The organism is Luteibacter sp., from assembly GCF_036500425.1.
Lineage (GTDB): Bacteria > Pseudomonadota > Gammaproteobacteria > Xanthomonadales > Rhodanobacteraceae > Luteibacter.
This window is the reverse complement of the sequence record NZ_DASYCB010000056.1, coordinates 24276-48607: the sequence shown is the minus strand read 5'-3', so window position 1 is coordinate 48607 and position 24332 is coordinate 24276. Positions and strand designations below refer to the sequence as shown.

At 64.1% G+C, this 24332-nt stretch carries 22 protein-coding genes; 15 read left to right on the top strand and 7 right to left on the bottom strand.

The window, feature by feature from the left end:
* Window positions 1–37: 37 nt before the first annotated feature.
* From VGN46_RS14055 to VGN46_RS14045, 3 genes are all read right to left on the bottom strand, one after another.
* A complete protein-coding gene (locus VGN46_RS14055; RefSeq protein ID WP_331644342.1) occupies window positions 38–3169 on the bottom strand; it encodes a multidrug efflux RND transporter permease subunit in 3132 nt (1043 codons plus the stop codon).
* Between the two features lie 2 nt (window positions 3170–3171).
* Window positions 3172–4329, bottom strand: coding sequence for an efflux RND transporter periplasmic adaptor subunit (locus VGN46_RS14050; RefSeq protein WP_331644341.1), 1158 nt, complete (start codon window positions 4327–4329; stop codon window positions 3172–3174).
* A 106-nt stretch (window positions 4330–4435) separates the two neighbouring features.
* Window positions 4436–5839, bottom strand: coding sequence for a PLP-dependent aminotransferase family protein (locus VGN46_RS14045; RefSeq protein ID WP_331644340.1), 1404 nt, complete (start codon window positions 5837–5839; stop codon window positions 4436–4438).
* A 73-nt stretch (window positions 5840–5912) separates the two neighbouring features.
* On the opposite strand from VGN46_RS14045, the gene VGN46_RS14040 reads away from it, so the two are divergent.
* The 6 genes from VGN46_RS14040 to VGN46_RS14015 all read left to right on the top strand — a co-directional run bounded on the left by VGN46_RS14040 (window position 5913) and on the right by VGN46_RS14015 (window position 11052).
* A complete protein-coding gene (locus tag VGN46_RS14040; protein WP_331644339.1) occupies window positions 5913–6365 on the top strand; it encodes a GNAT family N-acetyltransferase in 453 nt (150 codons plus the stop codon).
* Window positions 6362–6979, top strand: coding sequence for an NAD(P)H-dependent oxidoreductase (locus VGN46_RS14035; RefSeq protein ID WP_331644338.1), 618 nt, complete (start codon window positions 6362–6364; stop codon window positions 6977–6979). The genes VGN46_RS14040 and VGN46_RS14035 overlap by 4 nt, the downstream gene beginning before the upstream one ends.
* Before the next feature lie 99 nt (window positions 6980–7078).
* Window positions 7079–7651 carry a cytochrome b gene (locus tag VGN46_RS14030; RefSeq protein WP_331644337.1) on the top strand — a complete coding sequence of 191 codons (573 nt, stop codon included), beginning with the start codon at window positions 7079–7081 and terminating at the stop codon, window positions 7649–7651.
* A gap of 48 nt (window positions 7652–7699) precedes the next feature.
* Window positions 7700–8254: a sigma-70 family RNA polymerase sigma factor gene (locus VGN46_RS14025; protein WP_331644336.1), complete on the top strand. Its 555-nt coding sequence runs from the start codon at window positions 7700–7702 to the stop codon at window positions 8252–8254.
* Window positions 8244–9017, top strand: coding sequence for an anti-sigma factor family protein (locus VGN46_RS14020; protein WP_331644335.1), 774 nt, complete (start codon window positions 8244–8246; stop codon window positions 9015–9017). The genes VGN46_RS14025 and VGN46_RS14020 overlap by 11 nt, the downstream gene beginning before the upstream one ends.
* 79 nt (window positions 9018–9096) lie before the next feature.
* Window positions 9097–11052 carry a cytochrome c/FTR1 family iron permease gene (locus VGN46_RS14015; protein ID WP_331644334.1) on the top strand — a complete coding sequence of 652 codons (1956 nt, stop codon included), beginning with the start codon at window positions 9097–9099 and terminating at the stop codon, window positions 11050–11052.
* Between the two features lie 26 nt (window positions 11053–11078).
* On the opposite strand, the gene VGN46_RS14010 is transcribed toward VGN46_RS14015, so the two are convergent.
* Entirely contained in the window at window positions 11079–11327 is a 249-nt protein-coding gene (locus VGN46_RS14010) for a hypothetical protein (RefSeq protein ID WP_331644333.1), read from the bottom strand.
* Between the two features lie 174 nt (window positions 11328–11501).
* Window positions 11502–12023: a lipocalin-like domain-containing protein gene (locus VGN46_RS14005; protein WP_331644332.1), complete on the bottom strand. Its 522-nt coding sequence runs from the start codon at window positions 12021–12023 to the stop codon at window positions 11502–11504.
* A gap of 139 nt (window positions 12024–12162) precedes the next feature.
* Here VGN46_RS14005 and VGN46_RS14000 point away from each other — a divergent pair, with 139 nt between their 5' ends.
* The gene (locus VGN46_RS14000; protein WP_331644331.1) at window positions 12163–13059 is read left to right on the top strand and encodes a LysR family transcriptional regulator; all 897 of its coding nucleotides are present in this window, start codon (window positions 12163–12165) and stop codon (window positions 13057–13059) included.
* Here VGN46_RS14000 and VGN46_RS13995 read toward each other — a convergent pair.
* A complete protein-coding gene (locus tag VGN46_RS13995; protein ID WP_331644330.1) occupies window positions 13033–14295 on the bottom strand; it encodes a phospholipase D-like domain-containing protein in 1263 nt (420 codons plus the stop codon). The two genes, VGN46_RS14000 and VGN46_RS13995, sit on opposite strands and share 27 nt — an antisense overlap.
* A 106-nt stretch (window positions 14296–14401) precedes the next feature.
* Here VGN46_RS13995 and VGN46_RS13990 point away from each other — a divergent pair, with 106 nt between their 5' ends.
* The 7 genes from VGN46_RS13990 to VGN46_RS13960 all read left to right on the top strand — a co-directional run bounded on the left by VGN46_RS13990 (window position 14402) and on the right by VGN46_RS13960 (window position 21097).
* On the top strand, window positions 14402–14926 hold the full coding sequence (locus VGN46_RS13990) for a ZrgA family zinc uptake protein (RefSeq protein ID WP_331644329.1): 525 nt from the start codon (window positions 14402–14404) through the stop codon (window positions 14924–14926).
* On the top strand, window positions 14923–15639 hold the full coding sequence (locus VGN46_RS13985; RefSeq protein ID WP_331644328.1) for an ABC transporter ATP-binding protein: 717 nt from the start codon (window positions 14923–14925) through the stop codon (window positions 15637–15639). The genes VGN46_RS13990 and VGN46_RS13985 overlap by 4 nt, the downstream gene beginning before the upstream one ends.
* 3 nt (window positions 15640–15642) lie before the next feature.
* The gene (locus VGN46_RS13980; RefSeq protein ID WP_331644327.1) at window positions 15643–16899 is read left to right on the top strand and encodes an ABC transporter permease; all 1257 of its coding nucleotides are present in this window, start codon (window positions 15643–15645) and stop codon (window positions 16897–16899) included.
* Complete coding sequence (locus VGN46_RS13975; RefSeq protein ID WP_331644326.1) at window positions 16899–17621, top strand: DUF3299 domain-containing protein; 723 nt, start codon at window positions 16899–16901, stop codon at window positions 17619–17621. Before VGN46_RS13980 ends, VGN46_RS13975 begins: the two co-directional genes overlap by 1 nt.
* Before the next feature lie 164 nt (window positions 17622–17785).
* A complete protein-coding gene (locus VGN46_RS13970) occupies window positions 17786–18376 on the top strand; it encodes a hypothetical protein (RefSeq protein ID WP_331644325.1) in 591 nt (196 codons plus the stop codon).
* 86 nt (window positions 18377–18462) lie between these two features.
* Window positions 18463–20331: a CocE/NonD family hydrolase gene (locus VGN46_RS13965; protein ID WP_414675260.1), complete on the top strand. Its 1869-nt coding sequence runs from the start codon at window positions 18463–18465 to the stop codon at window positions 20329–20331.
* 49 nt (window positions 20332–20380) lie between these two features.
* Window positions 20381–21097: a ZIP family metal transporter gene (locus tag VGN46_RS13960; RefSeq protein ID WP_331644323.1), complete on the top strand. Its 717-nt coding sequence runs from the start codon at window positions 20381–20383 to the stop codon at window positions 21095–21097.
* Window positions 21098–21128: 31 nt separating this feature from the next.
* Here the strand turns inward: VGN46_RS13960 and VGN46_RS13955 are convergent, their stop codons facing one another.
* Entirely contained in the window at window positions 21129–22046 is a 918-nt protein-coding gene (locus VGN46_RS13955) for a JmjC domain-containing protein (RefSeq protein WP_331644322.1), read from the bottom strand.
* A 640-nt stretch (window positions 22047–22686) separates the two neighbouring features.
* On the opposite strand from VGN46_RS13955, the gene VGN46_RS13950 reads away from it, so the two are divergent.
* A complete protein-coding gene (locus VGN46_RS13950; RefSeq protein ID WP_331644321.1) occupies window positions 22687–24294 on the top strand; it encodes a ShlB/FhaC/HecB family hemolysin secretion/activation protein in 1608 nt (535 codons plus the stop codon).
* Window positions 24295–24332: the final 38 nt, after the last annotated feature.

Sequence of the window (24332 nt, the reverse complement as noted above, 5' to 3'; positions counted from 1 at the left end):
TCGCAGTCAGACTCGCCGTCTTCCGGGCTACGATCGCTCAGGTCAGCCTCGTCCCCGAGGCCTTGCGTAATGCGACGTAAAACACCGGCGTCAGGAACAAGCCGAACAGCGTTACGCCGAGCATGCCTGCAAATACGGTCACACCAGTGGCCGCGCGCACCTCGCTACCCGCACCGTGGCCGAGCAGGAGCGGTACCGAGCCGGCGATGAAAGCGATCGAGGTCATGACGATCGGGCGCAGGCGCAGTTTGCAGGCCTCAAGTGCCGCGTCGACTGTGTTAGCACCGTGGATCTCCAGCTCGCGGGCGAACTCGACGATCAGGATGGCGTTCTTGCAGGCCAGGCCCATCAGCACGACCAGGCCGACCTGGACGAACACGTTGTTGTCGCCACCGGTCAACCACACACCAAACAATGCCGCACACAGGCAGACGGGAACGATCAGGATCACCGCCAGCGGCAGCGTCCAGCTCTCGTAAAGCGAGGCCAATACGAGGAACACCAGCAGGATCGACACGGGGAAGACAACCGCGGCCGCATGGCTCTGGGTCACCTGCTGGTAACTCAGGTCGGTCCATTCCAGCGTGATGCCGCGGGGCAGCACCTTGCTTGCGATCTGGCGGAGCTTTGCGATCGCCTCGCCGGATGAGAGCACGCGCGGATCGGTGTCGCCGATGATGTCCGCGGCGGCATAGCCGTTATAGCGAATCACCGGATCCGGCCCATAGGCCTGGGTGACGGTCACCATCGAACTCACGGGAACCATGCCACCCACGTTATTGCGGGTATACAGGTTGCCGATGTCGGTGGTGTGCTGGCGGAACTCCGCATCCGCCTGGGCCATCACCCGATAGACGCGGCCGTACAGGTTGAAATCGTTGATGTACACCGAGCCGAGGTACACCTGCAGCGTGTTAAACAGGTCGGTAAGGGCCACGCCCTGAGCCTTGGCTTTCTGCCGGTCAACCTGCACTTCGAGCTGCGGGATGTTTGCCTGGTAGCTGGTGACCGGGAAGGTCATGCCAGGCGTCTTGGCCACTTCGGCCTGGAAGGCGTTTACGGCGTCCTGCAGCGCGCCGTAGCCGAGGCCGGCGCGGTCTTCGAGATACAGCGCGTAGCCCGAACCATTGCCAAGGCCCTGGATCGGCGGCGGCTGCAACGCGTAGGCGAAGCCATCCTTGACGCCGGCGAGCTTGCGCGAAAGTTCGGCGGAGATCTCGGCGGCGGAGCGGCGACGCTCATCAAACGGCTTGAGGATCACATAGGACGCGGTCTGGTTCGGCGTGTTGGTCGATTGCAGCGCGTTGAGGCCAGCGTAGCCGTTGGTCATCTCCACGCCATCGACGCTGCTGGCGATCTTTGCGATCGTCTGCGTGACATCCGCCGTGCGGGCCAGCGAGGCGCCCTCAGGCAGCTTGGCACCCGCGAACAGGTAGAGCTTGTCCTGGGTCGGGATGAAGCCGCCCGGGACCACGTTGAAGAGCAGGCCGGCCAGGATGAGCAAGGTGGCATACACACCGAAGATCACCCCACGCCGGCCCAGCGTGCGCCCGACGACGGAATGGTAGTTGTCCGAAGCGCGTGAAAAGAAGCGGTTGAAGCGGCGGAAGAACCAGCCGAACGTGCGGTCCATGCCGCGGGTCAAGGCATCTTTCGGGGCATCATGGCCGCGCAGTAGCTTCGCGGCGAGTGCGGGGGAAAGGGTCAGGGAGTTGATTGCCGAAATCACGGTCGAGATCGCGATGGTTACCGCAAACTGTTTGTAGAACTCACCGGTGACACCCGACAGGAAGGCCATAGGCACGAACACCGCGCAAAGTACAAGCGCAATGGCGATGATCGGCCCGGAGACCTCGCGCATCGCCTGGTGCGCCGCATCGCGCGCCGGCATGCCCTGTTCGATGTAACGCTCGACGTTCTCGACCACGACGATCGCATCGTCGACCACGATGCCAATGGCGAGGACCAGGCCGAACAAGGTCAGCGTATTGATCGAGTAGCCCAGTACGAGCAGCCAGGCGAAGGTGCCGATGATCGATACGGGCACGGCCACCAGCGGGATGATCGAGGCCCGCCAGCTCTGCAGGAACAGGATCACGACCAGGACCACGAGGAGCACGGCCTCAAGCAGCGTGTGTCCCACCGCACTGATCGATTCACGGACAAACACCGTGGGATCCCATACGGGTTTCCAGGTCACGCCCGGCGGAAACGATTTGGCAAGCTCGTCGAACTTCGCGTACACCGCGCTGGCGACCTCCAGTGAGTTTGCCCCTGGAGTGAGGAAGATGCCGACACTGGTGCTCTCGTGGCCATCGACCGAGGTGCGGGTGGTGTAATCGCTGGAACCGAGTTCCACACGCGCCACGTCGCTGACGCGCACCACGCGGCCCTGCTCATCGTTTTTCAGCACGATATTCCCGAACTCCTCCGGGCTACGCAGGCGTCCGCGCACGTTGATCGGCACGAGGAAGTCGCTCTTGTTCGGCGAGGGCTCGGCGCCCAGCTGGCCAGCGGATACCTGGACGTTCTGCTCGCGCACGGCGTTGACCACGTCGCTGGCGGTCAGGCCACGGGTAGCGAGCTTGTGCGGGTCGAGCCACAGGCGCATCGCGTAGTCGCCCGAACCATACAGGCCGACGTCGCCGATGCCAGGCAGGCGGGAAAGTTCATCCTTGACGTGCAGGGTGAGGTAGTTGCGCAGGTAGAGGCGGTCGAAGCGATGGTCGCTCGATTCGACGCTCACGTACATCAAGGGCGTCGGCGATTGCTTCTGTGTGGTCACGCCGAACAGGCGTACATCATCGGGCAAGCGGCTAAGCGCCTGCGATACCCGGTTCTGCACGCGCACCGCGGCGGTGTCGCCATCGACGCCGGGGGTGAAGGTCACGGTCAGCTGCAGGCTGCCGTCCGAGCCGGCCACCGACTTCATGTACATGATGCCTTCGACGCCGTTGATCGCTTCTTCGAGCGGCACGGCCACCGAGTCGGCGATCTCCTTGGGGTTGGCGCCCGGGTAGGTAGCGCGGACTACGACGCTGGTGGGTACCACCTCGGGATACTCGCCGATCGGCAAGAGCGGGATCGCGATCAGGCCAGCCGCGAAAATGATGGCCGAGAGCACGATCGCGAAGATCGGGCGATCGATGAAGCATTTCGAGAAATCCATCGTCAGCGATCCTTGGGTGCCGCAAGGGCCGTGGCCGTGGATACATCAACCGGCGTCGCGGGTACCGCGTGCACCGGCATACCCGAGAAGTAGATCTTCTGCGCACCGCTCACGACGACCTTATCGGTGGCATCGAGGCCGGAGAGAACGACACGCATGCCCGCGATATCGCGCCCGAGGGTGACGTCCTTGCGTATGGCTTGTCCCTTCGCATCGACCACGTACACATAGCGGCGGTCCTGGTCGGTCAGGATGGCCTTGTCATCGATCAGCTGCGTATCGACCGGTGCACCGCTTTCAAAGCGCACGCGGGCGAACAGGCCGGGCGTGAGCTCGTGATCGGTATTGGCGACGACGGCGCGGGCGCGGATCGTGCCGGTGGCCGGGTCGAGGCGGTTATCGAGGAAATCGACCCTGGCCTCGCGTGGGAAGCCGTTCTCGTCGGCCAGCGCCACCCGGGCGCTGGCCGTGTGGTTGGCGCCGTTGCCGTAACGCAGGTAGCTGTGCTCGTCGCAATCGAAGTAGACGTACATGGCGTCTTGCGAAACGACGGTCGTAAGCAGGCTGTCGTCGATGCGCGCCAGGTTGCCGAGGGTCAACAGCGCGCGACCCGCACGGCCGGCGACGGGTGCGCGGACCTGGGTGAACGCGAGGTTGAGCGAGGCGGTGGCGACGGCGGCGTCGGCGGCATGTACGTCGGCCGCGGTTTGCTCGAGGCTGGACTTGCTGGTGTCGAAGTCTTCCTTCGAGATGTAGTGGGTTTCCACCAGCTTGCTCGCCCGTGCGAAGCGGCTTTGCGCGAGCCGGGAGGCGGCGACGGCGCTTTCGCGCTGCGCGTGTGCGGTATTCAGCGCATCGCGGTAGGGACGCGGATCGATGACGAAAAGCAGATCGCCCGCCTTGACCTCGGCACCTTCGGTGTAGGCGATGCGATCGATATAGCCGCTGACGCGTGGCCGGATCTCGACCGACTGGATCGCTTCGACCCGGCCGTTGAATTCATCGACGGAACGGATCGGCTTGCTGACCAGGGCCGCTACGCCGACATCGGGCGGCGGCGCGCCGGTGCCACTTGCGGTGGGTTTGTGGCACGCGGTAAGGAGCACGAGCGCGGCCAGGGGAATGCCAGGCAACGCCAACCGGGAGACATGTTTGACCATGGGGGAAGGCCACGGGGAGGGGAGTCAAACAGAATGGCCGCGGTCCTGGTGCGAAAAAAGCACCAACTTCTTGCGTGTCGGCTGTACCAAGTAAGGGTGGTATGGATCAGGCGGCGCGCCATACGGCGTCGAGCCGCTGCACGGCCGCCGACGCATCAGCGGCGCTGGCGAAGTTGGCAAAGCCCATCAACAATCCGCCGCTGGAAGCCTTGCGCAGACGCCAGTCGCTCAACGCGCGGATGGCCAGGCCATTGGCGCAGGCGGTTGATGCGAGGTGTTTGTCGTTCCGGCGTGCCTTGAGGTGCGCGAGGATATGGATGCCGCCCGCTTGCGGCTGCACGAACAGGCGATCGCCGAGTATCTCGGTGAGCGCATCGACGACGTAACGGCGCCGGGTTGCGTATAGCGCGCGCATCTTGCGCAGGTGCAGGGCGAAATGCCCCGCGGTCATGAAGTCGGCGATCATGGCCTGGGGCACGATGGAGCCCGGGCCGGGCAGATGGGTGACCTCGTCGCGGAACGTGCCGACGAGCGATGCCGGCACGACGAGGTAGGCCAGGCGTAATCCCGGGATGAGCACCTTGCTGAACGTGCCGGTGTAGAGCACCCGCTCATCATGGTCGAGGCTTTTCAGCGCGGGCAGGGGCCGCCCGTGGTAGCGGAACTCGCTGTCGTAATCGTCTTCGATGATCCAGGCCTTGCGGCTGCTGGCCCAGTCGAGCAGTTCGAGCCGGCGCGGCAGCGATAGCGCCATGCCCATCGGGCTCTGGTGCGTCGGTGTCACCACGGCGAAGCGTGCTTTCGGCGCGAGCTTCTTGCCTTCGTTGACGTTGAGACCCTCGTCATCGACCGGCACGGGTTGGAGCTTTAGCCCGGCACGTTCCAGGAATATCCGTGCAAGGAGATAACCGGGGTCTTCATACCAGCCGACATCGCCGGCCCGCAGGAGCGTGTGGCGTACGAGATCCAGCGCGCCGCGGTAGCCGGTGGTGACGAAGACCTGTTCGTGCGAGCAGGAGATGCCGCGCGATATGCCGAGGTAGGTGGCGATCGCCCGCCGCAGTGCTTCGTGGCCGGCCGGGTCGGGGTAGGTCATGCCAGCGGTCTGCAGCGTGCGTTGGTGGCGTCCGCAAAGGCGTGCCCAGGTCTTCCGCGGGAACGCATCGAGTGCGGGCAGGCCGAGCTGGAAGGGCGCGGCGCCGGTCTCGTCAAGGCCTTGCGCCGGACGCGTGTGCGATGTCGGTAGCGCTGGCACAGGATGCGCGGGTTCGGTGAGCGCGCCAAGGCCCGGGGCAACGATGGTCCCCGCGGCTCCGCGCGTCATGAAGTAGCCCTCGCTGACCAGCACCTGGAACGCCAGTTCGACCGTACCGCGCGCGAGACCCAGCTCGCTGGCCAGGCTACGCACCGATGGAACGCGGTCACCGGGGCTGAGCCGGCCGTGCGCGATGGCCTCGCGGAAGTGGTCGTAGAGCTGCAGGTATAGGGGGTTGGCCGATGTCCTAGTCATAAAGTCAGTTCTTGCACCTATGGCATGGGTCATCAGTCTCCTACAGTGCCCCCCACACCACAAGGAAACCGCCGTGAACACGTATCTCATCGGTCCTGTCGAGACCGACCAGGACTACGAGGCCTGCTTCGAGGTGATGCGCGAGCTTCGCCCGCACCTGACCGATGCCGCGGCGTTCGCCACCCGGGTGCGCCGGCAGGCCACGCATGGCTACAGGTTGCTTGCGGCCTGGCATCGCGATCGCGCGGTGGCGCTAGCCGGCTACCGCATCACCGAGAACCTGCTCTATGGCCAGTTTCTTTATGTGGATGACCTGGTCGCGAACACGGCGGCCCGTGGCCAGGGCATCGGGGGCGACCTCATTGCAGAGTTGCGCGAAGAAGGCCGGCGGCAGGGATGCGCGTACCTCGTCCTCGATACCGCGTTAGCGAATGCCCTGGGGCAGCGTTTCTACTTCCGCCAGGGCCTGCTCGCGCATGGCATGCATTTCAGCCAGCCCCTGACACCCCTGGAGCCACGCCTGTGAACATCCTGCACATCGATTGCAGCCCGCGCATCGAATCCTACAGCCGCGCCTTGTCGGCTGGCATCGTCGATCGCCTGCTCGACGCGAACCCCTCCGCATGGGTCATCCGGCGCGATCTCGGCTGGCATCCCCTTCCGCATGCCACCGAGGACTATGCACGAGCACTAGCGACGCCCGCGAACGTCGCGATGGCCGAGGGCAGCGATGAGCTCGCGCTGTCTGAGGAACTCATCCGCGAAGTAGAAGCGGCGGACGTCGTGGTCATCGGCACACCGATGAATAACTTCACCGTACCCTCCGTATTGAAGGCATGGATCGACCAGGTGCTCCGTTATGAGCGCACCTTTACCTCGGCGGGCTCGGGTCAGAAGATCGGCCTGCTGAAGGATCGCCCGGTGTATGTCGCCATTGCCTCTGGCGGGGTGTTCGCCGGCGAGCGTGCGAACCAGCCCGACTTCCTCCGGCCCTACCTGGTGGCCGCCCTGGGCTGCATCGGCCTGGCATCGCTGCATTTCCTGCCGCTCCAGGCGACCGCCTTCCTCGCGCCCGAAGTCCTGGACGACGCGTTTGACGCACTGTTGGCAAGCTTCGATGACCTGTACGCAGCGGCTTGAGCCGCGACTCCTCTGGGTGGTCGGGAATAAAAGTCGCGCGCTGATGATCTAGGTAGTCGTGGGCACGCCTCCGGTGCCCCCGAACCCGAGGTCCCAGCCATGTCCATGCCAGCCCAAGCCCTGAATGCCGTGTCGACGGCGCGCTCCACGTCGTACACCAAGGTGGCGATCGCCATGCATTGGAGTATCGCGATCCTGATCTTCCTGAACGTCTTTCTCGGCTTCCTGATGGAAACCTTTCCGAAGAGCAACCCGGGACACGATCAGGTCCTGTTCTATCACGCCTCGTTCGGCAGCTTGATCTTCGGGCTGGCGGTGTTTCGCCTGTTCTGGCGTTCCACGCACAAACCACCGGCGTTGCCTTCCCATATTCCTTCCTGGCAGCAGACGATCGCGCATGTCCTGCATTGGGTTCTGTACACGCTGATGTTCGTCGTGCCGCTGACCGGTTACCTGCATCGCATGGCGGGCGGGCATCCGGTCAGCTTCTTCGGCATGGGCGACTTGCCCGTGCTTATCGGCAAGAACGAGCCGCTCCGCCTGCTCACGGATACCCTGCATGTGACCCTGGTCTGGGTGTTGTGCATCCTCGTGGTGGGGCATATCGGTGCCGCCCTGAAACACCGGTTCATCGACCGCGACCGCGTCATCCAGCGCATGTTGGGCGTATAACGGCTATGGCGGCGCATGGGGTGTGCCTGGCATGAGAATGCAGCGGACATGATTTCGACAGGTAGTCGTGCGGTGGTCGATGACCTGGCATTACGCCACCTTGATGCTGCCTACAACCTGGGTCGGTGGCTGCTGGGCAGCGAGCAGGATGCCGCCGATGCCGTGCATGATGCGTATCTGCGCGCGGCGCGTGCTGCCGACACGTACGCTGGCGGGAATGCCCGCGCGTGGTGGCTCGCGATCGTACGCAACTGCTGCCTGGCGCGCCTGGCGGTGCGCAACAAGGAAAAGAAGAACGTTGCGATCGATGACCATCCGCTCGCCGCGGAACACTGGATGCCGCGCGCCGAGGCGGAGGAGATCGAGGAGCAGGTCGATAGCTCACGGCGCAGGCAGCTCATCGCTGCGCTTTTGCGCGACCTGCCAGTGACCTTTCGCGAGGTGCTGGTCCTGCGCGAGATCGAAGAGCTGTCGTACCGTGAGATTGCCGATGTGCTGGAGATGCCGATCGGAACCGTCATGTCGCGCCTCGCCCGCGGACGGGCGTTGCTGCAAAAGGCGCTGACCGATAACGGCACCGTGGAGGCCCCGCATGGACTGTAAGACCGCTAGCGATCTGTTGCCGTTGTACTTCGATGGTGAGCTGGATCGCGCAACCAGTCGGGAATTCGAAGCCCACCTCGACGAATGTACCGCTTGCCAGGCCACGCTGGTTGAGCTGGATGCGCTACGGCGCGCGTTGCGCCACGACGTGCCGCGCTATAGCGCGCCCGACGCACTGCGCGCACGCATCGAGAAAAGTGCGGAAGCAACGCCTGTGCGTCCGGTCGCTCGGCGGCGGCCACGGGCCTGGTTCGCACTCGCTGCGTCCTGGGTCCTTGCGTTTGTCGCGGGTGGGGTGACGCTGGGTATGTGGAACCATGCGTCCGTCGCCGGAAACGAGGAAGCGCAACTGACGCGTGACCTTTTCGCCAGCCATTTGCGCGCCCTGGCCGCGACCTCACCGATCGATGTGGTGTCGACGGACCAACATACGGTGAAGCCCTGGTTCGCGGGGAAGGTCGCTATCGCGCCTGTCGTGCAGGACTTCGCTGCAGAAGGCTATGCGTTGATCGGCGGGCGTATCGACTATGCCGGTGGCGAACGGGTTCCCGTGCTTGTGTATAAGCACGGCAAGCACTTCATCGATGTGTTCGTGCTGCCGTGGAAGGCCGGTTCGGAGAGTCGCAACGAGATTCAGTCCGAGGGCTATGTGTTGGAAACCACCAGCCTTGGAGGGCAGGCTGCTGCGATTGTTTCGGACATGGATCGCGGTGAACTGACACGGTTTAGGGACTTGCTGAGTGCGGCGGAACGTCGCGATTGAACGGGTTGAGGTGTGATCCGCCAAAGGCAGTCGTTATCCCTTCAGCTATACTGGCTTGAGGTGATAATGAGAAACATTCATGTTTCGTAACTTCCTGCTCTCCCTGACCTTCATCGCAAGCCTGTCTGGCGTATCGGTTGCGGTGGCCGCCGACCCGCCGGCGCCCGTCACACCCGCGGCGCCGAACGTGGACGCTCAGACTGCCTGGCGTCTGCTCGATTACATCGCGGTCGACTATGCCGGCGCGGTCAAGAACGGCCAGGTCACGAGCCAGGCTGAGTACGCCGAACAGGGCGAATTTGCCGCCACTGTCGCGACGAAGCTCGCGGCGTTGCCGCCGACGGCGGCCAAGAATGCGCTGCAGAAGGATGCGGGTGCCTTGCAAAAGGCCATCGCGGACAAGGTCGATAGCGCCCGGGTCGCCGACGCCGCGCACGCATTGGCCGCCGCGTTGCTTGCCGCTTACCCCGTGCCATTGGCGCCCAAGGTGCCGCCGACGTTTGCGCGCGGACAGGCACTCTATAACCAGAATTGCGCCGTATGCCATGGTGCCTCCGGTGATGGCCATGGCCCGGGTGCGGCCGCGTTGCCGACGCAACCAGTTGCCTTTACCGACATGGAGCGAGCGCGCCAGCGCAGTGTGTTCGCGCTGTACCAGGTCATTACCCAGGGGCTCGATGGCACGCCCATGGCCAGCTTCGCCGCAATGCCAGACGATGATCGTTGGGCGTTGGCGTTTTATGCGGGGCACTTCGCGTTCTCCGACGACATGGCGGCTCGCGGTGAGCAGGTGTGGAAAGGCGACAAGGCCCTGTCGCAAGTGATACCTGACCTCAATGCGCTGAGCGCCATGACGCCGGCAACGCTTGAATCGCAGCTTGGCGCGGAGCGAGCGGATGCCATCATGGGTTATCTACGCCGACACCCGGACGCGGTAGCCGCACCCATCTCGACCGACGCGCCATTGGCCCTGGCACGGCAACGCCTTGCCGACAGCGTGGCCGCCTACGCGCGCGGCGATCAGGAGGCCGCTTCGCGCCTCGCCCTCTCGGCTTATCTGGATGGCTTCGAGCCGATTGAACCGACCCTTGGTGCACGCACGCCAGAACTGCTCGAGCGCGTTGAACGCGCCATGGGTGAATTCCGCGGCGCGATCCAGCGCAGGGAAGATCCGGCCCGTCTCGCCGAGCGCGCCAAGTCGCTTGATGCGCTATTGGAAGCCTCGGAAACCGCGTTGTCCCCGCAAGCGGCAAGCGCCCTGTCTACCTTCCTTGGCGCAGCCACGATCCTGCTGCGCGAAGGCCTGGAAGCGCTGCTCATCGTCGTCGCCATGATCGCCTTCCTGCGCAAGGCCGAACGCAACGAGGTTATGCCGTACGTCCACGCGGGCTGGGTCGGCGCGCTGTTGGCGGGCTTGCTCACCTGGGTAGTGGCCACCTGGGTGATCGGCATCAGTGGCGCGAGCCGCGAGTTGACCGAAGGCTTTGGTTCGGTCTTCGCCGCGCTGGTGTTGCTTTCGGTCGGCATCTGGATGCACGGCAAGGCGCAAGCCGGGCAATGGCAGCGTTACATCCGCGAGAAGATGTCCAAGGCCCTCTCAGGCCGTTCGGCCTGGTTCCTGTTTGGCCTGGCCTTTGTCGTGGTTTACCGCGAAGTCTTCGAAACCATCCTGTTTTATGCCGCACTTTGGACGCAGGGCAACGGCGGCGCCATGCTTGCGGGTGCGGGTAGCGCCACGTTGGCCCTGGCCATCATTGCCTGGCTCATGCTCCGCTACAGCCGCTCGTTGCCCATCGGCAAGTTCTTCAACTACAGCTCGTGGCTAATGGCGCTCTTGACCGTAGTGCTGGCGGGGAAGGGCGTGTCAGCGCTGCAGGAGGCCGGCATCATCGGCATCATGCCCCTTACCGGTGCGCCGCGGCTGAGCGTGCTTGGCATCTTCCCCACGATCGAGACCCTCGTCGCCCAGGGCCTCATGATCGTCGCGCTGTTTGTCGGGTTCTGGTGGAACAGCCGGAAGGCAGCGGCAGCCTGATCGGTTGCCGCTAGGGTTCGTTGCCGCTAGGGTTCGTCCGCGTCGTCATCCAGCAGGTATTCGACGGCGCTTCGATCGATGACGATCTCAAGATCCCGATGCAGGACCGGTCCGGCTTGGAGACGATTGGCGATCGCCTGCGCGAGCAACTCCGTGTTGTGGGGCGTCACCGGGAAATGGTGCGACCGTAGATAAAAGAAGATGTAGTTCTGCATTCCCCAGGGCACACGCCCCCAGGCCGTGCTTGCCCACGGAATGTCTGCCTTGTTGGCCACGTAGCGTCTCCCTGATGCCACTTCGGGGATAAGCAAGGAGCAGGCCAGTCGGAAAAGGGCTTTAGAACGCGATGAGCGCCTGTCCGCGGACGGCGCATGGCGGACACCCGGACACGTTCGCGCCCGGGCGTGCAGGTACTCATTCGGCGCGAATCCTTCGATCGCGAACCCGCACTAACGAACGCGCCGCCAGACCACCTCACCATGTGCACCTTCCGCTGCACCGCTCGAGGGCTTGGCAACGGTATAGGTCAACTCATCGCCCACCAGCGTGTAGGCCGAGTCGCCACCCTTGCCATCCCAGTTCGGGAACGAGGCTCGGAGAATCTTGCTGTGCATCGTGTGTTCGTCGGCGCTGACGTGGCCGAAGTGGGCGTTGCTGTCCATGGAGGCGGCCTTGTACTCCTCAGGCGTGCCCTTCGATTTATCGTTAACGGCGAACGGCATGCGCTTCGCCCGCACGATCTGCATCATGTAGTCGCCATCCGCATCGATCAGCCACATGCCCTCGGGCGAGGGGCCATACAGTTCGACGCGCCGGCCATCGGGGTAGACGTTGTCACAGCGGACCAGGGTCCAGGCACCGACCAGGGTCTTGGGCACCGGCATCATCTCGGCAGCCAGGACAAACGACGGTGCAGCGGCCAGGCCAAGGGCGAGGGCGGAAGCGAGCAGGGGGAGGGGCAGGCGTGACATGGCGTTTCCTTGCGGGTGGGGAGGTAGCCGGATCGTCTCCCGCGGGTTTGCTTTTGATAATGGGCCCAGATGTGTATTGATCTTCAAATAGAACTTGAAGATGATCGAGCTGCCACTACGAGCCGACCGCCGGAAAACCATGAACCGCCTGAGCGACCTGCAGCTCCTTGTCGATGCGGCCGACCTCGGCAGCCTCTCCTCGGCGGGGCGGCGGGCCGGGCTTTCGCCTGCAGCCGCGAGCGCCTGTGTCCAGCGGATCGAAGCATCGCTCGGTGCCCGGCTGTTCGAACGGACTACGCGCCAGTTGCGGCTGACTGACGAGGGACGCTCCTACATCGCGGCATGCCGAATCGCGATCGAGACCCTGCGTGAAGCCGAGCGAGCAGTACGTAGTGGCACCGACCGCGTCAGCGGCACGTTGCGCGTGTCCGCGCCCTCGGATCTGGGACGCAACCTGCTGGTTCACATCCTCGACCGCTTCATGGTCCTGCATCCCGAGGTGCGTGTCGTGCTGACGCTTTCGGATTCGCTTTCGCGTTTCGTACCCGATGACGTCGACGTCGCCGTTCGCGTGGGGCCACTGGAAGATAGCGATCTCGTCGCGCGCCATCTCGCGGACAGCTGGCGGGTGGTGTGCGCCTCACCTGAGTGCATCGCCACCCACGGCATGCCGGAACATCCTGCCGATCTGGCCGAGTTGCCGACCCTGGTCCTCACCACGAACGCGGGCCCGCGCAATGAGTGGCGGCTTGGCGATGACGTGGTCCGCGTACGGCGTTATCACGAATGCACGGATAGCGAAGTCATCCGAACGTGGGCCGTGTTGGGTCGAGGGTTCGCCTATCGGCAACGCTGGGCCGTAGCCAACGACGTGCGTGAAGGGCGACTGATGCTGGTCCATCCCGGTACCTGGTCCGCACCTGCACCCATCCACGCGATGTACCACCCCAACACGTTCCAGCCTCCGCGGGTACGCTGCTTCGTGGACTTTCTACAGGCGGAGATGAGCTCACGGCTTCGGGACGAACGCACTTAGCGGCTTCACATAGGGGCCACTCCAGTCCGCATCAAAGATCCGTCCCAACGGCCTGGCCAGTGGACCGTGGATAAAGAGTGAGGCATCCACCGTGCTCTCGAAATAGCTCCAGCTCCAGTTTCCCGTCCCGACAAAACCGAGTTCGTCATCGACCAGGGCGTACTTCGCGTGTTCCACCCGTGCATAGGGAATCGGGCCAGACGACGCCTGTGGGACCGTGGAGTAGCGGATATCGATGCCTGGTATCGCCGCGAGGCTTTGCAGGTAGGCAAGATCCTTTCCGCGAAGCGCCCAGTCGGCCACGATGATCTGCACCTTGACGCCGCGCGTTGCCGCATCACGCATGGCAAGGTCGAGCGTGCCCCAGTAACCCTTCGGGCCAAAGTCCTTGAACGCCGACAGGGTCATGACCTGGATGCGGATGCGCTCGCGGGCCTGGCTAAGCAGTTGAGCTAGCGCCGGTGCTTCGCTGGTCAGCCAGGCCGGTTGCATGACCGGAGGGCTGAATGCCGGAAACACGGTGCTCGATCCGCCGGATCCATTCACGACGACGGGCGATAGCGCTGTCACCGGTTCGAATGAAGGGGGTGGCACCAGCGGTGATGCCATACGGGCATCCGCGGGTTCCCCGGCGAGCTTCCACAGATGGTCGAACTCGGCCTTGAACGTGGCACCGATACGCGGCTCGGCGATGCGCACGCCAACTTCGTGGATGTGCTGGATGGCTCGCCAGTCCCAGTTCTGGCTACCCACGAAGACCTCGCGGCCATCGACTTCCATGAACTTCACGTGCAACACGCCACCGGTGATGTCCTTCACCGGCATCTGGCGGATGGTGATGCCGGGCGACGCCTTCAATGCATCGATCGAAGGCTGGCTCTCATGCATGAAGCTGCTGTCGACGAGCAGGTTCACCTTCACACCTCGCCTGCCTTGCGCCACGAGCGCGTCGACGACCGGCGCGAGTGCGCCGCCCGGCGGATTCGTCAGATAGAACGCGGCGATGTCGATGTGGTCCTTCGCGCCGTTCACCATGGCCAGCCATGTGGGCGCGGTACGCGCGGTATCGGCGAGGCCATAGACCGTTCCTTCGGGAACGCTCTCCACCCATTCGAATGCCACAGGTGGCGTCGTGGTTTTTGCGTGACTCGTTTCAGGCATGAGCGCCACGAAGGTCGCCAGGCAAAGGGCGATCGCGTGGATTCGGCTGTTCCATGGTGAGGTAGTCGGGCGCATAAGCAGGACCTGGGTGATGACGCGTTCGCAAGAAAAAATGGGACTAGCAGGCGTGCAAGGGTGTCGTGTAACTTATGTTATAACATAACACTTGGACGCTCCTTGCGTGAAGCCGCTCATGATGGTTTTTCCCTTCCTGCTTGCCGTCCTTCCACTCACGGGCGGCGCAGTGGAACGGCAGCTGGGCCCGCACGTTCATGGGCAAGCCCAAGTCGACGTGTCGGTGGATGCGGGGAGCATGGACGTGCAGGTGAGCCTGCCGGGACACGATGCGGTGGGTTTTGAGCACCCCTCGGGCTCGCCGCAGGAAAGCGCCGCGATCGAAAAGGCCGCGCAGTTGCTGAAAGACGCCGCGTGGCTGGTACCCGCGCCGGCCGCGAATTGCACACTTGCCTTAGCCAGGATTTCGCCGCATGGGTTTGGCGGTAACGCCGAACCCGGTGGACACGCCGACTTTGATGCAAGTTATCACTTCACCTGCGGGCGAAGTGCCCGGCTCGACCAACTGGATATCCGATTGGCCGTCGCGTTTCCGGCGGTGCAGAAGGTGGTTGTCAGGATCATCACCGCGGCGGGCAGCGACCAACAGGAGCTCGATGGAACGGCCAGCCACGTCGACGTGCAGCCATGATGATGCGTGGTGTCCTTCCGCTCATAAGCGCGCGTTCGGTTGCTCACGCGTGGCCTGGTTCAGACGCGGTCATAACGCTTGATGACTTCGAACTGGCGCCAGCGCAGCGCTTGTTCCTCCATGGGCCTAGCGGTTGCGGAAAGAGCACGGTGCTCGGCCTGCTCTCGGGTGTGCTCGCGACGCAAATGGGGGATGTGCGGATTCTTGGTACCTCCCTCGCCACGTTGCGATCACGTGCACGCGATCGCTTCCGTGCCCATCACATCGGCTACATCTTCCAGCAATTTAACTTGCTCCCGTTCTTGACGCCTGTCGAGAACGTGTTGCTGGGGTGCGCCTGGTCCGCGGAGCGCAGCCGTCGTGCGGGCGCGACCCGCAGCCTGATGACCGCGGAGGCCACCCGGCTCTTGCGTGCGCTCGGTCTTGGCGAAGCGATATGGACACGCGCGCGCACGGGTGAGCTGAGCGTAGGGCAGCAGCAACGCGTGGCGGCAGCGCGCGCGCTTATCGGCGGCCCCGAACTCCTGTTGGCCGACGAGCCCACCTCCGCGCTGGACACAAGCAGCCGCGATGCCTTCCTGCGGCTGCTGCTCGAGGAATGCGAGCGGCACGGAACTGGCGTGGTCTTCGTCAGCCATGACCTGGCGCTTGCCGCGCATTTTGAACACAGCCTGGCGCTTGGCCGCGCCGCGCCGGGCATGTGGGAGTCCTGATCCATGACGTTGTTCTACCTGACACTGAAAAGCCTGCGCCAGCGCAAGGCCGGCGTCGCGTTGACCGTGTTCACCGTGGCCTTGAGCGTTTTTCTTCTGCTAGGCGTCGAACGCATCCGCACTGACGCGCGGCAGAACTTCGCCAGTACGGTGTCGGGCACGGACCTGTTGGTCGGCGCGCGCAGTGGTCCGGTGACCTTGTTGCTCTATGCCATTTTTCATATCGGTGAGGCGACGAACAACATCACGTGGAAGAGCTACCAGGACATCAGGGCGATGCCCGAGGTAGCGTGGACCGTGCCGCTCTCACTCGGCGATTCGCATCGGGGTTTCCGCGTGACCGGCACGTCGACCGATTTCTTCAGCCACTATCGTTACGGGCGGGGCAATGCGCTCGCGTTTGCCCGTGGCGCACCGTTTGCCGATCTCTATGATGCGGTCATCGGTTCGGAAGTGGCCCGGCAGCTTCACTACAGAGTCGGTGATCGCATCGTCCTGTCGCATGGCCTGGGCGGTCCCAACCTCGCGTCCCATGCTGACAAGCCGTTTCACATCAGCGGTGTGCTGGCGCCGACCGGAACGCCGGTGGACGCGACGATTGCCGTGAGCCTGGAAGCGATCGAAGCGATCCATATCGACTGGCATGCCGGTATCCGCTTGCCGGGCATGGAAGCGTCCGCTGACCAGGCACGGCATAGGGACCTCACGCCGAAGGCGATCACCGCCACACTGGTGGGCCTGCGCTCCCGTCTCTCCGCCTTCGCGGTGCAGCGGGCGATCGACGACTACCCTGAAGAACCCTTGCTCGCGGTGCTGCCCGGCGTCGCCCTTGGCGAACTCTGGCACCTGGTCGGGGCCGCGGAAAGTGCCTTGCGGGTCGTCAGCGGCATGGTCTTGCTCGTGGGGATGGCCGGCATGCTTACGGCGCTGCTTGGCATGCTCGGTGAGCGGCGGCGCGAGATGGCGGTGCTTCGCGCCGTAGGTGCATCGCCGCTCAGCGTGTTTGCCCTGCTGGTGATGGAAAGCACGCTGCTGACGATGGCCGGCATCCTTGCGGGTGTCATCCTGCTCGATGTGGCCACTTGGTTGGCGCACGACTACCTGCTGAGCACGGCAGGGCTGCTTATCGATGCGGCGCCGGCGCGTGGCGAGTGGTTGTTGTTACTCATCGTGATCGCGCTGGGGTCACTTGCCGGCTGTATTCCTGGCTGGGTTGCTTACCGCCGCTCGCTGGCCGATGGCTTGCAGGTGCGTCTGTGATGAAGGCGTCCACCATCCTCTGGCTGGCCACCTGTACCGTTCTTGCCGGCTGTAGCGATCCCGCGGCGTCGCCAGGCGCCGGGCCCGCCCGCAGCGCGACATCCGCCCTGGCATCGGCCCAGGCCGAAGCGGACGCGACACGCGCAGCACGGGCTAAAGCGCAGGTGGACGGCATCGTCGCGGCACGTGCGTTCGCGGCGGCGCATGGCGCGCCCAAGCTGGCCTCTTCAAAGGACGCCGGGCTGCTCGGTCAACCGGATGCGGATGGCTACGCGGATCTTGACTGGAGTCATATGGTTCCGCCTGAGGACATCAAGACGCTTGAGGATGCGCCGCCCGTGCTGCACGTGGGTAACCAGCGGATGAAGCAGGTCGGCACCTTGCATACGGTGCAGGCACTCAATGACCAGAAGGTCAAACTGTCCGGGTACATCGTGCCTCTGGAGTCGGATAACGAAGGACGCATGCTCGAATTCTTTTTCGTCCCGTTCTATGGTGCTTGCATTCACGTGCCGCCTCCGCCGCCAAACATGCTTATCCACGTCAAGCTGGTCCATGGCATCGATACACCCAGCCTGTACGACCCGCTGACGCTGAAGGGCGTGCTGCATACCGTGGTCACCCAGAACAGCATGGCGAACTCCGCCTACGGCATGGATGAGGCCGTGCTCGAGCCCTATCACGATGCGGATGCCGACAGGCTCCGCCAGGCGTTCGAATGAGGGGGTCGGTGCTCTTGGCTGGCAGTGCCGCGCTCGTGGCGTGCCTCGCGCTCCTGATGCTTTTCTTGCGTCACGTACCTGTGCAACGCACCGCAGCGACGTCCGCGAAGGCAACGCCCGGCTCCGCCGCATCTGCCGCGACAGGTCCTGTCGAGGACGTCGTCGTGGCGGGGGACGAAGCGGTGCGGCTGGGCGCGCGGATGCGCCAGGACGAGGGCGTGGCGAATGACGTCGTCTTTCTTATCGCGGCTGCGCTTCGCGGCCGCTGTGAGCCGGCGCATGCCCACGATCTGCCCCGGATGGCGGTGATGGCACATGTGCCAGCGCTTGCCGCAGGCGGTGGAGAGCACGCACCGGACGGCCTGAGACGCGATGTCAGCCATGTGGTGAACGCGGTCGTTGGCCAGGCCAGCTGCCGCGGACCGGTAGCGCTTCACATCGGAACCTATACGCGCGAGCTCGCCCCCGATATCTATGCCGAAGCGTTTCCCGATAGCTACTTCGCTCCAGAGCTATCGGCCGTACCATCCGAGTTCAAGGGCATGTCGCTCGCACAAAGGGTGGCCGATCGCTGTACCCCTGTCGCTTATGCGACGCTCCCGCTCGACGCGGCACGTGCGTGGCAGTGCGCGGGCCTTCGTGCGGACGCCCGTTCTTCCATTCTCAGGCTCTGCCAACGCGAAGGGGCCTCGCCCGACCAGGCGGCTGTTGATATCCATCACCTCATCGGCAGCCTGCCTGCCACTTGCCAATAACCAAGGGGATCCACGTGAAAGCCATTGCCCATCCGACGGTTCGTACGCTGACCTTCGCACTCCTGGCGGCGCTCGCCGTACCCGCCATGGCCGAACCGCCGAAGGACGGACGGTATGCGGCGCTCCCGAGCGAGACGCCGGCCGACTTCAAGCCGGTGACCGGCACGTTCGACTATGTGAAGCGCGACGTCATGATTCCCATGCGCGACGGTGTGAAGTTGCACACCGTGATCCTGGTGCCGAAGGGTGCCCGGGGCGCGGGCATCCTGTTCACCCGTACGCCGTATGACGCGACCGAGATGACCAGTGCCATCGAAAGCGGACACCTGGCGGTGGCCGTCAGTCACGATGACGATGCCAGCGACGTACTTGTCCAGGATGGCTATATCCGCGTGGTACAGGACATCCGCGGCAAGTACGGCTCCGAGGGCGATTACGTCATGAATCGTCCCCTGCATGGTCCGCTCAACCCGACGCCGGTGGATGATTCGACCGACGCGTACGACACGATCGACTGGCTGGTGCATCACGTTCCCGAGAGCAATGGCCGGGTCGCTATCCTCGGCATTTCGTACGATGGCTTCGAGCCGTTGATGGCGATCATCCACCCGCACCCGGCGCTGAAAGCCGCCGTACCCATGAATCCCATGGTCGATGGCTGGATGGGTGACGACTGGTTCCATCACGGCGCGTTTCGGCAGCAGAACCTCGAGTACATCTACGAACAAACCGCCTCGCGCAAGAATCACTTCAAGTGGTGGTCGAACTACGCCGACGATTACCAGTTCTTTCTCGAAGGCACATCGGCGGGCGCCATCGCAAAGCGCTACGGCATGGATCAGCTCGGGTTCTGGAACAAGGTGGTCGCGCACCCCGCTTATGACGCGTTCTGGTCGCAGCAGGCCGTCGATAAGATCCTTGGCAAGGAGCCGGTAAGCGTCCCCACCATGGTGGTCGCCAGCCTGTGGGACCAGGAAGATATCTATGGTGCTTTCGCGGTCTACAAGGCCATGGCGCCGCACGATGACGCGCATCGTCTTTTCCTGGTCGCCGGTCCCTGGTTCCACGGGCAGGAAGTCGGTGATGGAAGCGCGCTCGGTGCCGTGCGTTTTGGCACCGATACGGGGCTGTATTTCCGCCAGAACATCCTGCGCCCCTTCCTCGCGCATTACCTGAAGGATGCGCCCACCGTTCCCGCACCGGTCAACGCGTTTGTCACCGGCGAGAACCGGTGGGAAACCGCCGCGGCGTGGCCGGTGTCGGCGGGGGGTTCGCTTACCCTTGTTCCCGGTGCCGATCGCACCCTGCATCTGGGCGCGGAAGACGACAGCGGGCAGGGCACCTCCGGCTCGGTCGAGTATGTCTCGGATCCTTCGCATCCGGTGCCGTATCGCGCCCGCCCGGTTGGACCCATGGCGGGGAAGGGTTGGCAGCATTGGCTGACGAATGACCAGCGCGAGGCGTCGTCACGCCCTGACGTGGTCACGTTCACGTCACCGGTCCTGACCGCGCCTGTTCGCATCAGTGGCGCACCGAAGGTTCATCTGATGGCGAGTACCACCGGCACGGACGCGGACTGGGTCGTGAAACTCATCGACGTCTACCCCGACCAGGTCGCCGAACAGCCGGAGATGGGTGGCTACCAGCTGGGTATCAGCATGGATATTTTCCGTGGCCGCTACCGAGAAGGCTTCGCCGAAGCCCGGCCGGTGACCGCGGGCGCCGTGCTGCCGTATGACTTCTCCCTGCCGAACGCCAACCATGTGTTCCTGCCCGGCCACCGCATCATGCTTCAGGTGCAGTCGAGCTGGTTCCCTCTTTACGACCGGAACCCGCAGAAATTCGTTCCGAACATCCTCCTCGCCGAACCCGCCGACTTCATCCCTGCGACCGAGCACATCGTGACCGGCAAGGGTGGCACGGTGGTTGAATTGCCGCTCGGCAAGGGCGCGTGAGTCTTCTACAGGACGGAATATCGTGCTGCCTCTTACGCTAGATCTTCTTGTGTCGTCGCTTCTGCTGGCCGCGACATCGCTATCGTCGCGCGCCGTGGTGTGGTTGCCCTCCGCGCGACGGCTGCGATGGTTGCCGTGGCTTCAGGCGCTCGCCGTCGGCTTGCTGCTGGGCGATGCGTTCATGCACGTCTTGCCACATGCGCTTGAAGAAGGCGGTGACGCGGCGACCGCGTTGACGGCAACGGTCGCTGGGGTCGTCATGCTGTTCTTCATTGAGTTCGCCATGCGTAGCGCCGGCAGGGACCTTGCACCAGGCATGCCCGCTGCGCGGGTGACGTTGCTCGGTGATCTCATCCACCACGCGGTGGATGGGATGATCCTGGCCGGTGCCTTCGCGGCGGGAGCGGCGCCCGGCTATGCGGCCCTGGTCGCGATCGCGTTGCATGAGATACCGCGTGAGATGAGTAGCGCGGGCGTGTTGGTCGCGATGGGTTACACGCCTGCCCGTGCGTTCCTGCTCTCGGTCGCCATGGCCTCGGTGGTGCCGGTGGTCGCGGTCGGCGTCCAGTGGCTGGCACTCGATACGCGTGCCACATCGCTGGTGTCGGCCTTTGCCGCGGGCACGATTCTCTATGTCGCGCTCGCGGATATCCTGCCCGGGGTCTGGTCGCGCGCCTCCGGCAAGGCGAGGCTCGCGCCCGTGCTGGGGGTGCTGGGCGGTGTCCTGTTCATGGCGTTGCTCGCGCAGGGCGAACATCACCACTAATAGCATCGGCACTCATAACATCAGCACTGATTCAGTCATCGACCGCATACGTGTGCGCGTGACGCAACGAGGGGCACGCCGGCGGGTGCCCGCCCGGCCCCCCGCAGGCGATCAGCGCGGAAGAGGCCATCCACGCCGCGGTATCGAACGCGATGTGCGAGCCGACGGGCGGGGACTTCAGGCCTACGCGGCGTAGCGCGTCGCGTAGGACGTGGATCCGGCCCCTGCGCCGTGTCGCCGCGGTGTTGTAGGTGAAACTGACAGTTCGCGACGCCTCCTGGCTGGTCTCGACCATGTGTGGGCTGGTCAGCGGCATGTAGACGCCCGTACCTGGTTTCAGGTGGAACACGTGTGCACGGGAACGAAACTCTTCCTGCCAGTGGGCATGACTCAGGTCGTGCCGGGCATGGAAGTCATCGCGTACGAGGTCGTCCAGTGTGGCGCGGTCGGTTGGATCCCATACGTAGACGGTTTTCGTGCCAGACACCTGCAGGAGCAGCACGTGGCTGCGATCGATGTGGAACGGTGTGCACGTGTTGGGCGAGGCTGAGAAGATCCAGCCGGCGCGATAGTAAACGCCGGGATCCACGCGCTCGATTTTGTCGACGATGGGCGCGAACGCCTCGTCGACGAGCGTGCGGTAAGTGGGGTCGGCCTGGATGTGTCGCAGGAGGACCCATGACTTGGCATCTTCGATGGCACTCAGCGCCGCCACGGCCGATTGTCTCGACGGATACAGCGCGGCCGCTTCGTCGAAATCGGTGCCGGGCTGTACGCCACTCGCGAAGCTGTACCAGCGGTTCGTACCGCGGCAACGCTTGCCCAGCTCGACCAGGGCCTCGCGTTGCAGGAGCGGGTGCTCGGTGAACGTATGCGTGAGCGGTGTGACGCGCATGGGATCGAAGTCATCCCATGCCAGTGAGATCAACGGCGTACTGGAAGCGGTCATGGGCGGTCACCCTTCGGAGCCACGCATCGTGTGCGTGTCATAAGCTGCCGAGGACGGTTATACGCCCGGGATTCCGGCGTTTTACTCTCACCTTTGGCGTAGGCCGGTTGACGTAAATCGTTGGTGTGAGCCGGTTTCTTCACGTTATTCGTAATAACTTTCGAATTAGGCCGCGCGGCGAATCTTCTTCTCAGCCGGCGGCTTTTTCTCACCGTGGATGCGATCGAAAACAACGTCGCCTAGCCTGCTGATTTGCTTTGACATGCGTGCGCTTTTTGCGGCTCGAAGCCCGCGGGAAGGCCTCAAGTAATTGATGAGCCGTTTCTCCCTGTGTGTCCGACGCGCCCCGGTGGGATAGGCCGTATGCACGAGTCCATCGCCCCCGCAAAAGACCCTCCTGACGGCCCGCCAAAGCTCATCGCCAAGCGCAACGCCGTGCAGATCACACCCTAAAGTTCTTGCGATCCCGGCCGACAAAGTGCGATTGAAGGGCGGCCGTAGGTTCCCGGGACGGGGTGCCGCGCGCCAAACCAGGACGGTTGGAGTCGTACAGAACATGGTGTTTTTAGGGAGAGGCCGTTGGCGCACAACGGCATACGGGCTGATTTCCCTGCTCGCGGTCACGGCCAGTGGTACGGCGGTGGCACAGCAGACAACGCTGGACAAGCAAGAGCAGCTGCGTCGCGCACAGCAGCTTGAGCAGAAGGAAGAGCAGCGCCAGCAGGCGCCGTTCCAATCCTCGCCGTCGGCCCAGGTCGAGCGGCTCGATGCGCCGTTGCCGAAGGACACCCCTTGCTTCCCCCTGCAGACCTTGCGTCTGGAAGGCGAGCGGGTGGCGGAGTTCGGCTGGGCCCAGCACTACCTTGATCGCTTCGTCGGCCAGTGCGTCGGCCGCGACGGCCTGGAAACGTTGCAGCGCCGCTTATCGAACCTGATGATCGCGCGCGGTTACGTGACCACGCGCGTCGGTGTGCCTGCCCAGGATATTTCCAAGGGTCACCTGCGCATGTTGCTGGTGCCGGGCATCCTCCGGCACATCCGCTTTGCCAATGGTTCGCCGGAACTCAACTGGCGCACGGCGTTCCCGATCCGCGAGGGCGATCTGCTCAATCTGCACGCGATTGAGCAGGGGCTGGAGCAGCTCAAGCGGGTACCGTCGCAGGACGTGAGCATGGATATCGCGCCCGCCGAACAGGTGGGTGAATCCGATGTGGTGCTTACGACGCACACGACCCGGCGCTGGCATGTCGTCGCTGATGCGGGTGATTCCGGGCTGAAGGGCACCGGACGCTACCAGGGCAATCTGAACGTCGCGCTGGACAACCCGTTCGGGTTGAACGACCTGTTCTCGATCGGTGCGGGCCATGCGTTGTTTACCCACCGCGATGGCGGCAGCACCTTCAGCGAGAACGCGACCTACAGTATTCCCTGGGGCTGGTGGACGTTCAGCGGATCGGTCTCGAACTATCGCTATCGGCAATGGATCGAAGGGTTCGCCAGCCGCTTCCGCTCGACCGGTACGTCCACCTCAAGCGACATCACCGTGCAGCGCCTGCTCACGCGTGGCACGTCGAGCAAGACCTCGCTCGAAGCGCGCGTGGCGACCCGTAACGCTCACAGCTACATCCAGGGCGTGGAAGTCGGCATCCAGCGGCAACGCGTTGCCAGCGCCGAGCTTGCGTTGATCCATCGCCATTACATCGGTCAGGCCCAGCTCGACGCACGGCTGGGATACCAGCGAGGCACGCCGTGGCTTGGCAGCCAGTGGAATGCGTACGACGCCGATGTGGGCTTTCCCACGAACCGCTATGGCCTGACCACGCTCGATCTCTCGCTCAGCCAGCCGATCACGCTGGGTGGCCGCCAGGCTATCTGGGATAGCAGCCTGCGTATGCAGCGCTCCACGGACCACCTGCCGGCCGCCGAGCTGATCACGATCGGTGGGCGCTATTCGGTGCGCGGCTACGACGGTGAGCAGACCCTGGCCGGTGAGCGCGGCGCGTATCTGCGCAACACGTTGACCTTGCCGCTCGGTGCGCTTGCGCCTTACCTCGGCATCGATGTCGGCCGCGTGGCGGGTCCCTCCACCCAGGAAGGGCACCGGCAGCTCACCGGCGGTGTGCTCGGCCTGCGCGGCAGCTACAGCGGTTTGAGTTGGGATCTCTTCATCGGGCGGCGCATCCATGCGCCACGCGGTTTCGACACGGAGCAGCCCACGACGGGCTTCCAGTTGATCTACCAGTACTAAGCACGGGCAGGGGCGCCCAAGGCGGGTGGCCCGACACA